A 13,776-nucleotide genomic window follows, 5' to 3' on the forward strand; every position below is an offset into this window, starting at 1 on the left:
CGCTCGCAAGCCTAACTAGCTGACCTGTCACGACGCTCCACCCGCCGGCTGCGGCGCGTTGGAGATTGGTTCGGTGATACCGTCGTGCAGAGCAGGGTCTCTCTTCTGATCAGAACGGCTTGATCACGGCGAGCGCCACGATCAGCACGAGACAGATCATGATGAGGGGCATGCCGAGACGCACGAAGGCGTTCGGATCGCGTTTCGGATCGGCCGCCATCTTGCGCATGGCCGCCCCCTGCATGCCGTGCAGCGCGGAAAGCAGGATCACCAGCACGAACTTGGCGTGAAGCCAGCCACCCGAAAAGCCGACATAGCCGATCGCCAGCCAGAGGCCGAAGATCCACGCGCCGGCAAGGGCGGCGGTCGTGACGGTGCGGTCGTATTTGCGCAGCGACTGGATGACGCCGACCCGGATCGTCGGGGGCACCATGGAGATGACGAAGGCGTTCACCAGCATGCCGCCGATCAGCAGAAAGTCGGAGATGAGGTGCAGGGTCTTGAGAACGAAATACAGCATGGGTCAGTCACTCCAGATCATGGATTCGGTAAAGCCGAGTTCGGCGAAGTCTTTTGCGCGCAATGCCTGTTCCTGCGGATCGGACGGAAAGAACTCGTCGAGCTGCGGTGGGGAAACAGGGGTGGAAGACAGCATCGCGTGCACCTGGCCGCGATGATGGATCTGGTGCTGGAAGAGGTGCAGCAGAATTCGATCGGCACGCTCGACCTGGACATGGTTTTGGCGCGGGATCCGGATTTCCCCGGCGAGGTCGGCCTCGCTCATGCGGCGACAGTGATCGATCAGGCGACGGTCAACGGCCCGTTGTTCCCGATCGAGATCCGCGATCGCGGGGAAGGGTGTCTGCGGCTCGAAGGCCGAAGCGCCGGGACAGTGTCCTTCGAGCGCACCGACGTAAAGCCAGTCCACCGTGAGGATATGGTTGAGTGTGTGGATGATCGACGGGAAGAAGCTTTGCCGCAGCGCGCCGACGTCCTCAGCCGACAGCAGGGCACAGGCTTTGAGCAGCCGGTGATTGGCCCAGGCATTGTTATAGGCCTGAGTGAGAATATAGCGCTGCGGCCCCATCGCCACCTCCATTGCGAAGTTGGTTTAGCCGTTCGGCACGGAGATGAGAAGATGGAAGTTGATATGGCTGCTCCGATGATGAACGGGGGGAGATCAATGCCTAGACAGTATCCGATGCTGGACCTGACGTTTCCTGCTTTTTGTTCTGGGGATTGCGCTTGGAATCCCGGAAGTAGGAGGATCCTGGCTCGAGGCTGTCAGCAATGTCGTTCCACAACCGACGCAGGCGGCGGACGTGCAGATCGTCCGAAATCCATGTCATCAGATGTTCGGCGGCTTTCGTGATCAGTTTCGGCTCGCTGCTGACCCGCTCCCGGGCCCACTTGGCGTATTCGTCCACCGAGACCGGGCGGGCATTCGTACCGTCCATGATCATGAAGTTCATTTTCGCGATGTCAGCAAGCCTGCGCAGGTTGCTGGTCGGCGACATGAGGATGCTCATGTAGATGTCGTCGAATTCTTCCGGAGAATCGACGCTGTCGATGGCGCGTTCGAGGTCGAAGATCGTCCGGATGTTCAACTCCCGCAAAGCCAGGAACCGCTCGAGGCCGACGATATGACAGAGCTGCGCCTGGGCGACCCAGTCGATGCACTGATAGATCCCGAACGGCGTTTCGACGTGAAGGAGGATGGGGTTGTAGGTGGCAAGGTTCTGGATGTCGTAGATGCCGCAGTCTTCAAGCCGGAAGCGGATTTCGTAATCGATGCCGTTGATCACATCGAGCGACACGATCGGGGTGATGGACACGAAGCGGTCGTCGCTCACCTTGACCCAGGTGAAGATCTGCTGGAGCTTGACGAAGAGGAACTTGGTCGAGCTCTGCGGGAGCAGCCCGAGCATCGGCGCGAGTGCTATCCATGTGAGCGGCAAGGATTGGCCCGTGGTTTCGGCACTTGAGGTTGCCCCGCCAGTCAGAACACGTCCGATGCCGCCGAGCGGGTCCGGAAAGGCTGCAAACAGAATGGCCGCAAAGAGAACCGATGCCAGGCTTTCGATGGTGATTCTCAAGAATGTGGTCGACGAAAGATCGAACACAGCGAGGCGGGCAAGAAGGGTCCGGGCCGAAGAAATGTAGGCGCCGATAAAGGCGAGCGAACCGATCACGATAAGCTTCGAGGAGGTGTCACCGCCGACGAGACCGGGCACAGGGCACTGAACGGAGATTTGCAGCCCGCAGCAGATCGCGGAAATGAAGATGTGGAAGCCGATATAACTGAGAAGGACAAACCCCAGCGACGACAGGAACAGACGATACGCGAATGTCACGCGGCCCTTTGCCGCGAGACTGATAAACTGCCGCAGCTTGTCCGCTTCCGGGAGAGCATCGAATTTGTCCTTCTCCGGAAAAACCAGATCGGCCGTGTATTTCGAGCGGACGAATTCGAAGGATGGATTGGTCCCGAGTCGCGAAGCTACGGTGTTTGAGGCACTGCCTTTTTCACTGCTGAAGTTGACGTAGAAATCCTGGATCTGTCGCAGCCGGCGCAAGCGCACTTCGTTTCGAGCTGCGAAGATGAGAAGCGGGCCAAGCAGGGCGATGACGAGAGCTATCCAGTCAATGCTCGAAAACAAGCCGCCCAAAAACGATAGTTTTGAGAAGGGGCTATCCAGCAGCCCAGTCCAAGACGTGGCATCCATAGCAATCCCCCCAATCAATCCGAATGCTATTATCGGTTGATTGGGTAAGATTTGCGCAACTTATACGCAATGTCAATATGACTCGACGAACCGTCCAGTTTAAGGTCTCAGCCCTTCAACTTCGCAATCACAAGGTGTCCCGGGCTAGGGTTGCCGTCCTGCATCCGCACATTGATTTCGGTCATTTCCACGACCGTAAAGCCGGTCTCTTCAAGCCGCGAGCGGATGTAGGATTCCGAGTGGACGAAGCGCTGGTGGGGACCGACCCGGTAGAGGGTGGTGTCGGATGCGGGGAGCGTTTCGGACGAGAAGGCGAACAGGCCGCCTGGCACCATGTTTTCGGCAGCGCCGAAGAACAGGGGCTCAAGCGCGCCGAGATAGGGCAGGACATCGGTTGCGGTGACGAGGTCGAAAGGCTCGTCGTCGTTGTCGTCAAGGAAGTCCTCGACTTCCGCAACGTAGAGCGTTTCGTAGAGATCCTTCTCATGGGCGATCTCGACCATGTTTTCGGAAAGATCGATGCCGGTGATGTCGTCCACCATGTCGCGCAGGGTCCCGCCTGTGAGACCGGTGCCGCAGCCGAGATCGAGCATGCGCTTGAACGGGCCAAGGTTCAGTTCCTGCAGACGCTGGCGCAGGATGACGGGCACGGCGTAGCCGAGCTGTTCGACAAGGATGTCCTCGAAGCTTTCGGCATGCTGGTCGAACAGGGTTTCGACATAGGCGTCCGGCGCTCTCGGCGGCGTTTCGCCGCGTCCCATCGAGGCGATGCGGACTGCTGCGCCGCCGTGATCCTCGGGGTCGATTGCCAGCACGTCTTCGTAGGCTTTTACCGCCGCGTCGATGTCGCCGGCCTTTTCCAGCGCCAATGCGCGGTTGTAGGCCTCGGCCAGAGCTTCCTCGTCGATCTTCGTCATCGCCATCATCCTTTTCGTTGCGAAGCGCTTTAATCGTCGAAGCGCCGTTTGGCAATCTGGACTAGCGTTTCAGATGACGGGTCAGGCGGGCTTCCATGAATGCCCAGAGGTGCCTCAGCGCTTCCACCATCGTCAGGTAGAAGATCGCCGCCCAGAGATAGGTCTGGTAGTCGAAGGTGCGCGAAAAGGCGTAGCGCGTCTCGCCCATCAGATCGAAAACGGTAACGATGGCGACCACGGCGGAGCCCTTGATCATCAGGATCACTTCGTTGCCGTAAGGGCGAAGTGCGACGATCAGTGCCTGCGGCAGGATGACCTTGCGCAGCGTGATGCGCTTGGAAATGCCGAGAGCTGCGGCACCCTCGTGCTGGCCGCGCGGCACGCTTTCGATGGCACCGCGCAGGATTTCCGCCTGGTAGGCGGCCGTGTTGATCGTCAGCGAAAACAGCCCGCAATACCAGGCTTCGCGGAAGAACCACCATAGACCGACGGATTCCAGTTCAGCCCGGAAGCTGCCGAGACCGTAATAGATGAGGAAGAGCTGTGCGAGCAGCGGCGTCGAGCGGAACAGATAGACGTAGGCGTAGGCGATCGTGTTGAGCACGCGGTTCTTCGACATGCGGGCGAACGCGATCGGCAGCGAAAGCAGCGCGCCGAGAACGATGGAGATGCCGACAATCGAGATGGTCGTCCACAGGCCGTTGAGGTAGCGCGGCCCATAGCGCTCAAACTTCGCCGTATCCCAGCCGTTAATGACCATCATCACCAACGCTGCTGCGAGCAGGCCCCAGAGTACCAGAACGACGATGCCCGCAACCTTGGCAGCGGTCAGCGGCCTCGCGACGACGGCGGGCGCAGGGCGTGGCGCTATCAGCTCTTTCACAAAGCTCATCGCGATACTCCCGAGCGTTTGGCCCAGCGTTCGATGAAGCCCAGTCCGAACGAGGAGATCATCGCAAGCACGAGATAGAGAAGGCAGGCGATGGTATAGAAGAAGAACGCCTCACGGCTGACGCGCGCGGCAATGCCTGTCTGGCGGATGATATCGGCAAGGCCGATGACCGAGACGTAGGACGTATCCTTCAGCAGGATCAGCCAGAGATTGGTGAGGCCCGGCAGCGCGATGCGGATGAGCTGCGGCAGGACGATCAGGAACATCGTGCGCCAGCGCCGAAGGCCAAGCGCATCGCCGGCCTCATACTGGCCGCGCGGGATGGCGCGAAAGGCAGAGAGAAGCACTTCCGACGAGTAGGAGGAGAAGACGACAGCGAGAGCTACCATCCCAGCCACGAAGGCGTTGATCTCGACGCGGCCGTCATAGCCGAAGGTCGACAGCACCGTCTGGAGAAGGATCTGGGCACCGTAATAGACGATGAACAGCGTCAGCAGCTCGGGAAGGCCGCGAAAGATCGTGGTGTAGATGCCGGCAGCCAGCCGCAGCAGCCGTTCTTCCGACTGCGCCGCGAGCGCGATCAGGAAGCCGATGATGAGGCCGACCGGCAGGGTCGCTAAGGCCAGCGTGATCGTGACCTTGACGCCAAAGGCGATCTCGTCGCCCCATCCGGCGTCGCCGCAGGCGATCAGGGAACCTTGGCCGAGCCAGGTAAAGATGCCGGCCGGGCCGCAAAACGGGTCGAGCGTATCGAAGAGGGCGGAGAGCCATCCGCTCATAGGGTCATTCCGGTTCGTTCCCCATGCGGCTTTTAAGATGCCGCTTCAGTCATAGGTGTCATTAAAAAGGAAAACGGCGGAAGGGCAAGCCTTCCGCCGTTCATATTCCGGCGTATAGACGATTACTTGTCGCCGTACACGTCGAAGTCGAAATACTTCTTGTTGATTTCGGCGTATTTGCCGTTGGCGCGGATCGCGGCGATCGCGGCGGTGAACTTGTCGGCCAGTGCCGTTTCGTCCTTGCGCACGGCGATGCCGGCGCCTTCGCCGTTGATCTCAGCATCGACCGGGAGCGGTGCAAGGATCTTGCAGCAGTTGCCGGCTTCGGACTTCACCCATTCCGACAGGACAACGATGTCGTCCACAACGCCGTCGATGCGGCCGTTGGTGAGGTCGAGCTTGTACTCGTCAGACGTCGGGTAGAGCTTCAGTTCGGAATCAGGAAAATGCTTTTCGGTGTAGTTCGAGTGGGTGGTCGAACCCTGGGCGCCGAGCGTCTTGCCCTTGAGCGAGGCCGCGGTCGCATCCTTCAGCGGCGAATCCTTCGGCACGGCGACTGCCGGCGGCGTGTTGTAATATTTCTTCGAGAACGCAACCTGCTGCATGCGCTCCGGCGTGATCGACATGGAAGCGATGATGGCGTCGAACTTCTTCGACTGCAGCGCCGGGATGATGCCGTCCCAGTCGTTGGTGACGAAGGTGCAGGTGACCTTCATCTGTTCACACAGCGCCTTGGCGATGTCGATGTCGAAACCGGTGAGGTTGCCGTTGGATTCCAGAACGTTGAAGGGCGGATAAGCGCCCTCGGTGCCGATGGTGAGCTTTTCCTGGGCAAGCGCTGAGCCTGCGAAAAGCGATACAGCCGCGATGGATGCGGCTGCGAGAAGGCGGGACATAGTCATAATGATCCTCTCTGTTGGCACGACCGGCGGCGTTGAATTCATACGCCATCCGGGTTGCGGGGCTTAAGGCTAGCTCGCCCCGTCTGACGTTTTATAGATACCGGCCAACGGGAAATTGCAACGGCATTTTCCTGCCTGATGACACCTCGCGGGAGGTGAACGCGGCATTCAGTTGTCATTCATGTGGTTGGGAACAGTCTTTGCGGAACCATATCGGTTGAATACCCGTTCAGCCGGCGCGTCAGCCCGAGGTCATTCTTTCGAACGATGCATAATACGGGATGCGCCAAGGGAAGAGACGCTTGAGAAGAGGAAGATTGCATGTCTAAAAAATTCAGACTGTTTGCCAGCGTGGCTGCGCCGGTGCTGTCGCTGCCGCTGATGCTGCAGCCGGTTGGTGCCATGCCGCTGAAGGCCGCCATCGAAGTCAACCAGGCTCCGGCCTCGGTACCAGGTTTCATCCAGGTTCAGCAGGAAGTCATCGCGCCTGAAGATGGTGGTGGCGAAAAGCCGCAGCGTCCGCGCCGCGAAAAGAGCGAAGCAGGCCAGGGCGAAGACAAGCCAGAGCGGCCGCAGCGTCGCCAGGCCGCGGAAGACGGTGGCGGTGCCAGCGAGCGCCCGCAGCGTCGCCAGCAGGCTGAAGACAACGGCGGCGCAAGCGAGCGTCCAGCACGCCGCGCGCAGGCTGAACAGGGCGAGCCCGAGCAGAAGAAGCCAGCGCGCCGCGATGCCGAGCGTCAGCAGGATGCTCCTGCAGCAGGCGAACGCCCGCGCCGTGAAGCGCAGGGAAGCGATGCCAAGGAGCGTCCGCCTGCAGCGGACCGTTCCAATGCCGAAGGCGAGCGCCCGAAGCCATCCCGTGACCGCGCCGATCCGTCCAAGGCCGATGCTGCCGACAGGGCAAAGCCGGACGATGCAAAGCCGGCCAAGCCTGAAAAGGCACAGGCTGATCGTGCAAAGCCAGACCAGGCCGATCCGGATCAGGCTCGTCCGCAGCGCGAAAAGGCAGGCGATGAACAGTCGCCTGAGCGTCCGCGCGCGCAGGGCGATCGTAACAAGGTAGATCCGAAGGCCGACCCCAAGGTTGATCCGAAGGCTGCGGAACGCAATGCTCGCGACACCGACGCTGAGAACGGGGCTACGCCACCGCGCGACGCCAAGGATCGCAACCAGCGCGACCAGACCCGTCCGGATACCGCAACGCAGCCAGACGCGGCTCGCCCAGACCGTAATCAGGCTGACCGTAACCCAGCCGATCGCGACCAGAACAACCGTCGTCCTGGTGATGCCGATCAGGCCAATCCGGACGAGCCCGGCCGTGATCGTCCCGATCGCAACCAGGCCGATCGCAATCAGCCGGAGACCGATCAGCCCGCAAACGGCCGTCCGCGGCCGCCGCAGGTTGCCGATACGCCTGACAAGGTGGAGCGCGCCAAGGAACTGGCGAAGGATCCGAAGTCTGCGCAGCGCGGCGAACAGCCGACCCTGCCGGTCGAAAACGGTGCAGCGGTGCTCGACAGCGCCAAGGAAGATGCACGTCCGCGTCGTCCGGACCGCGATGGTGAGCGTCCGCGCCGCGACCGCGACCGCGATGCCCAGCAGGCGGATCGTGCACCGCCACGTTCCGACGCTGATTCCCAGTCCAACACCCGGGAGACAGCCGACCAGAGGCGCAATTTCCGCGAACTGTCCGAAGAGCGCGGCGAACGGCTCGACCGTCGTCCGCAGTTCGATCGCCCGCGTGGCTGGGATTATCGCGGTCAGGACGGCCAGGACGTCGGTCGTAACGATCGCGGCAGGGATCGTGGCCGCGTAATCATCTCGATCGACAACCAGTCGGTCGTGCGCCACGATGACAGCCGCCGCTTCTATGAAGAAGACGGTCGCCAGCCGGAATACGAGCGTCTGCGCGATGGTCGTGTACGTGAAGTGATCGAGCGCGAAGACGGCACCCGGATCGTCACCGTGCGCAACCGTTACGGCGAGATCGTCCAGCGGTCGCGTATCGTGCGCGGCGGTGAGGAATACGTGCTCTACTATGCGCCGGAACTGTCGGAACAGAACCGTGGTGCGGATTATACCTGGCGCGATCCGGGTGACGATCTGCCGCCCATGCGTCTCGACGTTCCGCTCGACGACTACATTATCGACACGTCGTCGGAGCCTGACCGGAACTACTACGAGTTCCTCGAACAGCCGCCGGTCGAACAGGTCGAGCGCGTCTATTCGCTGGATGAGGTTCGCTACTCGGCCCGTATCCGCGACAAGGTTCGTCGTATCGACTTGGATACGGTCACCTTTGCAACAGGCAGTGCCGAAATTCCGATGAATCAGGCAAGCTCGCTGCGCAAGGTTGCGGATGCGATCAACCAGGTGCTGAAGAAGGACCCGGCTGAAACCTTCCTGATCGAAGGCCATACCGACGCCGTCGGCGCGGATGACGCCAACCTCGTCCTGTCCGACGAGCGTGCGGAAAGCGTTGCCCGCGTTCTGACCGACGCTTACGGCATCCCGCCGGAAAACCTGGCGACCCAGGGCTACGGCGAACGCTACCTGAAGGTTCGCACCGACGGACCGAACCAGGAAAACCGCCGCGTCACCATCCGCCGCATCACGGCGCTGGTAAAGCCGGTTGCGTCGAAATAGTACGGTTCACCAGAGTTGATCAGAGAGCGCCCGGTTTATCCGGGCGTTTTCATTTCTGCGGGAGAGAAACGACGTCCGCGATGAAATCCGCGATGGCGACCGTGTCGTCGAGATCGAAGACGGGCAGGGACGTACCCTCCACCGCATGATCGGCAGCGATGGCAACAATGTGCGGATCGGTCGGAGCCAGTGGCTCGCGGCTTTTCGATTCGAGCCTTCGGGCCTCGATCTTGGGCACAGGCTCGCGCTTGTAGCCCTCTATCAGCACGAGATCGCAGGGCGCGATACGATCGAGAACGTCCTGCAGACTGGGTTCCGGATCGCCGCGCAGCTCGTGCATGATGGCAAACCGGGTGCCGGAGACGATCGTCACTTCATGCGCGCCAGCCTGACGGTGCCGGAACGAGTCGGCGCCGACCTTGTCGATGTCGAAATCGTGGTGGGCGTGCTTGATCGTCGAGATCTTGTAGCCGCGGCGGGTGAACTCCGTCACCAGTCGCACGGCAAGGCCGGTCTTGCCGGAGTTCTTCCAGCCTGCAATTCCAAAGACACGGGGCGGCACTGTCATCTCAGAGCCTCGGTGAAGCGCTTGGCCAAGGCCAGATCCTCCGGAGTGTTGATATTGAGAAAAGGATCGAGCATGTCGCCGCCGATGTCGAGAATTGGGAAATCCACATAGACCGTCGAATGGCGATCCAGAAATGCCCGAAGGCGACGGTTGTCGGGATCAACAAGCCATTTTTCGAGATCGTCGGCGATCGACTTCGGCCAGAGCGCGAAAACGGGATGCGTGCGACCATCCGACGTAGCGACGGCAATGGTTTCAGCGCCAGCGTCGGCTTCGAGACGTGCCACCAGATTGAGCGGCAGGAACGGACTGTCGCAGGGGACAGTCACCAGATGGGACGCATCGGTGTCCTGCGCCTGAAGGTCGAAAAGACCGGCCAGGACGCCTTCGAGCGGGCCGGCCTGGCCCGGTCTCAAGTCGGGAACGAGACGTAGCCCGCGAATATTCTCTGGGGCTTCGGGCGCATTCAGAACGATCGATATCACCTGAGGCGCGAGCCGATCGACGACATGGCCGAGGATCGTCTTTCCGGCGAGCGGCAGATCAGCCTTGTTTTGCCCCATGCGGCTGGATCGGCCGCCGGCGAGAATGAGAGCCGGGAGATTGTTTAAGGCAGTTATCATCGGCCCGTTTCTCTCGTCTGCGTGGAGCCGGGCGGGGCGACGTCGGCGGCGGTCGCGACCTGCTGCTTCCTCTTTTTCTCGCGCGCGAACGTGTAGAGACCGGAGCCGATAACGATTGCCGCTCCCGCAAGCATGCTGCCGCTCGGCTCCTCGCCGAAGAACAGGATCCCGATCGCCAGAGCCCAGATCAGGCTCGTGTAGCGGAACGGCGTCACAAACGAGACCTCTCCCGTGCGCATCGCCATGATCACGGTCTGATAACCCGCAAAAACCAGGAGCGATGTCAGGACGAGAATGGAGAAGGTGCCGGCGCTCACCGGTTGCCAGCCACCCATCGGCACGATCAGGATAATGCCGAGAAGCGTGTTGGCGAAACTCGTGAAAAAGGTGATGCTGATGGTCGGGATTTCGGCGCTGATCCGCCGGGTCGTCAGGTCGCGGCAGGCGGTGAAGCATAAAGCGATGAGCGGATAGACAGCGTCCGCCGAAAACCCTTCCGCGCCGGGGCGTAGAATGAGAAGGACGCCAACGAGCCCGACCCCGATCGCGCTCCAGCGCCGCCAGCCAACCGGTTCACGAAAAATGAGTGCTGCGCCCAGCGTGACGACCAGTGGCAGCGACTGCATGATGGAGGCAGCGGTGGCAAATTCGAGCCGGGCGAGCGCGGTGAAATACGCAAGGGTGGCGCCGAGTTCGCAAAATCCTCGCAAAAGGACGAGGGGATGGCTCAGCGTTTTCAGCGAAATCGACGCGCGAAGGTGGCGCGCGATGAAATAGACGAGGGTTGTGGTCATGACCCCGCGCACGGCAATGATCTGTGCAATGCTGAGCTCTGACGTAACGGATTTGACCAAAGCGTCGTTGAAGGTAAATGCCGCCATGGCGAACGCCATAACCAGGGCGCCGCGTGCGTTTTCGGACAGACTCATGATGTCTCCTCGGGACCGCGCCGTCTTAACGCAGCTTCAAACGGTCCGCCAGCAGCCACATGTCCCCGTTCTTGCGAAATCGCAACTCGGACGTCCTTGAGTTAACGCTTGTTCAACCGAATTTGCAGATTGTGTGCAGCAATGTTACCCGCATGACGTGGGGGCGCTTGCTGGATAACCCGCGAATGAACAGCGGAGCCGGGGGCTACTCAACAACCCGGGGGTTCCATGTCATTCGTCGATCGTCTGCTTCAAAGACGCAAAATTGTCACCAAGGTTCTTCTCTTCGTCGTGCCACTGGTGCTTCTGATTGCAGGCGTGGGAATGGCTGGCTTCTATACGGCCGAAACGCTGAACGGTCATATGACCGTGACGCGTGCCACGATCGAAAATATCGGCGATTTCGAAGATCTCCAGTCATCGCTTCAGGCATTCACCGAGGCTCCGTCGGATCAGACCGTCGCGACCCTGCGGTCCAGTATCGCGCGTCAGGCTGACGGCGTCGGCCGGTTGCAAGGGCTGTTGCAGACCGAGGGTGACCGTAACCGGATAGCCGTTGTCCGCGAGCTTGCGGCTAAGCTCTCGGCCGACACGGATGGGCTGTGGGCGATCGAACAGATGCGCAAGCGCAATGTCGAGGAGATCAATCAGATCCTCAAAGGCGTGCGCGATGCTTCCAACGGCGTCGACAAGCAGGTCGAGATCATCCAGAAACAGTTTGACGGCAAGGAGAAATTCGCCAAGCGGCAGCTGTTTGAAGCCTACGCGTATCGATCCGTCGCGCGTCGGCTGGAAAATCTGCGCAATGCCGTGCGGGCCTCCGAAACCGACGAAGCCACCGTCAAGGGCGCGGAGCTTTACGGCCACACTCTGAAAAAGGAATTCGCGATCGTCGCTCCGATGCTGTCGTCCAACGGCAAGGCGGCCATGGCGCCGATCGAGCAGTCGGCCGATCAGCTTCTGGCCGTCATCGCCAGCGACAAGCCGGTTGCCGACAAGGCCCAGGCTCTGCGCATTGCGACAAGTGCCTTCATGAGACCGCAGGGGGAACTTGCCGCCGAAGTGACGAAGAAATCCGGTGACGCAGCCGAGCGTTTCGTCGATCTCGAAGGCGAGGTGGAAGTGCTGAAGAGCGTTCTCGACCAGATCGACCAGTCGCTCCAGATTTCGAACGCGATGCAGCTGCATGCCGAGCGTTTCATGACGGTGCCGACCGATGAAGCACGTTCGCATATCATTGACGACATCGTGGCGCTGAGGGCAACAAGCGCAAAAGTCTCCGAACTCAATTCACGCAATGCCGCCACCCGCGACTTTGGACCGACCCTTGCGACACTGCTGAGCGCGCTGGAGAAGAGCACGGCGACGACGATTGTCAACGCGGGTGAATGGACTGCGGCACGCACGAAGGCGACAGAAACGTTGACGGCAGGCATGGCCGGCCTCAAGAACTTCGTGGCGCAGGCGCAGGAGGTCGGCAAGGCGGACAGCGAGCGTTCGGCCACCGTTTCCGTGATCGCCATGGTGGCGGGCACGCTGCTTGCCATCGCCGGCGGCCTCATGCTGGTCGAGACGCTGCGCGGACCTTTGCGCCGCGTCACCGAGATCATGAAGCGTCTGGCCGATGGCGATCTCGATGTGAAGATCGAAGGCCGCGAGCGGGGCGACGAGATCGGCGACATGGTGCGCTCGGTCAGCGTGTTCCGCGATTCGGCGCTGGAGAATATCCGGCTGGAAAAAGAGGCGACGTCGGCACGGGAGCTTTCGAGCGCCGAATTGGACCGCCGCGCAAGCGAACGTGCCCGGATTGCCGCCGAACAGCGTCAGGCGCTGACCGCTCTCTCGAGCGTTCTCGGCCAGCTTGCCGAAGGCGACCTGGAGCAGACCATGGATGAAAACCTGCCCGAGGATTTCATCGAGATGGCCCGCACATACAACCGCGCTGTCGAAGAGTTGCGCGGCACGCTTGCCGACGTCCGTTCCACGGCCGACGAGATCGAAGGCGGCACGGGCAATCTTGCGGCATCCGCCGACGACCTTGCCCGGCGCACCGAGCAGCAGGCGGCAGCACTCGAGCAGAGCTCACGTGCGCTCCGCCATCTCGGCGACATCGTCCGCGCAACAGCGCAAAGCGCTCGCGAAACCTCGACGTCCGTCAACGAGACTGAAGCTTTTGCGGTGCGTTCGGGCGAGGTCGTGGCACGCGCTGTCGGCGCCATGGGCGAGATCAGTCGGTCGTCGGAGAAGATCGCAACCATCATCGGCGTCATCGACGAGATCGCCTTCCAGACGAACCTGCTTGCGCTCAATGCCGGTGTCGAAGCCGCACGCGCAGGTGAGGCGGGTCGCGGTTTTGCCGTGGTCGCGCAGGAAGTCCGCGAACTGGCGCAACGCTGCGCAGGTGCTGCCCGCGAAATCAAGGGGCTGATCTCGGCAAGTTCCGCCCAGGTGACCAATGGCGTGCACCTGGTTGAAGAGACAGGTGGTGCGCTCTCGCAGATCATCGCCCATGTGACCGACGTGCGCAAACTGGTGACGCAGATCTCCGATGCTGCCGAGGAACAGTCGACGGGGATCAGCCAAGTCACCCGCGCGGTTCAGGAAGTGGAACACATCACCCAGCGGAACGCCGCGATGGTGGAAGAAAACAATGCCGAGATCCACGGCCTGCGCCAACGGGTCGGCGTTCTCTCCGAAAAGATCGAGCGGTTCAAGACCCGCGAACCGCATGCACAGTTCGGCATGGGCAGTTATGACCGGCGCGATCAGCAGCGACGCGACGTCGCCTGAGGCG

The 13,776-nt window shown here is 61.2% G+C and carries 12 protein-coding genes; 2 read left to right on the top strand and 10 right to left on the bottom strand.

The features are described 5' to 3' along the window. Positions 1 to 109 precede the first annotated feature (109 nt). The 7 genes from ACQY1J_RS11455 to ACQY1J_RS11485 form a co-directional block, all read right to left on the bottom strand. On the bottom strand, positions 110 to 520 hold the full coding sequence (locus ACQY1J_RS11455; RefSeq protein WP_430251503.1) for a CopD family protein: 411 nt from the start codon (positions 518 to 520) through the stop codon (positions 110 to 112). Between the two features lie 3 nt (positions 521 to 523). Beyond that, a complete protein-coding gene (locus ACQY1J_RS11460; RefSeq protein ID WP_430251505.1) occupies positions 524 to 1,087 on the bottom strand; it encodes a DinB family protein in 564 nt (187 codons plus the stop codon). Positions 1,088 to 1,187: 100 nt separating this feature from the next. Then, positions 1,188 to 2,726, bottom strand: coding sequence for a hypothetical protein (locus ACQY1J_RS11465; protein WP_430251507.1), 1,539 nt, complete (start codon positions 2,724 to 2,726; stop codon positions 1,188 to 1,190). 107 nt (positions 2,727 to 2,833) lie between these two features. Further along, entirely contained in the window at positions 2,834 to 3,652 is an 819-nt protein-coding gene (locus ACQY1J_RS11470) for a methyltransferase domain-containing protein (protein ID WP_430251509.1), read from the bottom strand. A gap of 52 nt (positions 3,653 to 3,704) precedes the next feature. After that, the gene (locus tag ACQY1J_RS11475; protein ID WP_062456514.1) at positions 3,705 to 4,535 is read right to left on the bottom strand and encodes an ABC transporter permease; all 831 of its coding nucleotides are present in this window, start codon (positions 4,533 to 4,535) and stop codon (positions 3,705 to 3,707) included. Next, positions 4,532 to 5,314 carry an ABC transporter permease gene (locus ACQY1J_RS11480; RefSeq protein ID WP_113110595.1) on the bottom strand — a complete coding sequence of 261 codons (783 nt, stop codon included), beginning with the start codon at positions 5,312 to 5,314 and terminating at the stop codon, positions 4,532 to 4,534. Before ACQY1J_RS11480 ends, ACQY1J_RS11475 begins: the two co-directional genes overlap by 4 nt. A 122-nt stretch (positions 5,315 to 5,436) precedes the next feature. Next, positions 5,437 to 6,216 (bottom strand): ABC transporter substrate-binding protein, encoded by a 780-nt coding sequence (locus ACQY1J_RS11485; RefSeq protein WP_430251511.1) that lies wholly within the window; start codon positions 6,214 to 6,216, stop codon positions 5,437 to 5,439. Between the two features lie 321 nt (positions 6,217 to 6,537). Here ACQY1J_RS11485 and ACQY1J_RS11490 point away from each other — a divergent pair, with 321 nt between their 5' ends. Further along, positions 6,538 to 8,862 carry an OmpA family protein gene (locus ACQY1J_RS11490; RefSeq protein ID WP_430251513.1) on the top strand — a complete coding sequence of 775 codons (2,325 nt, stop codon included), beginning with the start codon at positions 6,538 to 6,540 and terminating at the stop codon, positions 8,860 to 8,862. Positions 8,863 to 8,911: 49 nt separating this feature from the next. Here the strand turns inward: ACQY1J_RS11490 and mobB are convergent, their stop codons facing one another. From mobB to ACQY1J_RS11505, 3 genes are read right to left on the bottom strand one after another with little or no spacing between them, the layout of a single operon-like run. Beyond that, entirely contained in the window at positions 8,912 to 9,430 is a 519-nt protein-coding gene (mobB, locus tag ACQY1J_RS11495; RefSeq protein WP_062456524.1) for a molybdopterin-guanine dinucleotide biosynthesis protein B, read from the bottom strand. Beyond that, a complete protein-coding gene (gene mobA / locus ACQY1J_RS11500) occupies positions 9,427 to 10,053 on the bottom strand; it encodes a molybdenum cofactor guanylyltransferase MobA (protein WP_430251515.1) in 627 nt (208 codons plus the stop codon). The genes mobB and mobA overlap by 4 nt, the downstream gene beginning before the upstream one ends. Next, complete coding sequence (locus ACQY1J_RS11505; protein ID WP_113110591.1) at positions 10,050 to 10,982, bottom strand: DMT family transporter; 933 nt, start codon at positions 10,980 to 10,982, stop codon at positions 10,050 to 10,052. The genes mobA and ACQY1J_RS11505 overlap by 4 nt, the downstream gene beginning before the upstream one ends. A gap of 228 nt (positions 10,983 to 11,210) precedes the next feature. On the opposite strand from ACQY1J_RS11505, the gene ACQY1J_RS11510 reads away from it, so the two are divergent. Beyond that, positions 11,211 to 13,772: a methyl-accepting chemotaxis protein gene (locus tag ACQY1J_RS11510; RefSeq protein WP_430251517.1), complete on the top strand. Its 2,562-nt coding sequence runs from the start codon at positions 11,211 to 11,213 to the stop codon at positions 13,770 to 13,772. Positions 13,773 to 13,776 lie beyond the last annotated feature (4 nt).

The organism is Neorhizobium sp. DAR64860/K0K1 (assembly GCF_050500205.1).
Classification (GTDB): Bacteria; Pseudomonadota; Alphaproteobacteria; order Rhizobiales; family Rhizobiaceae; genus Neorhizobium; species Neorhizobium soli.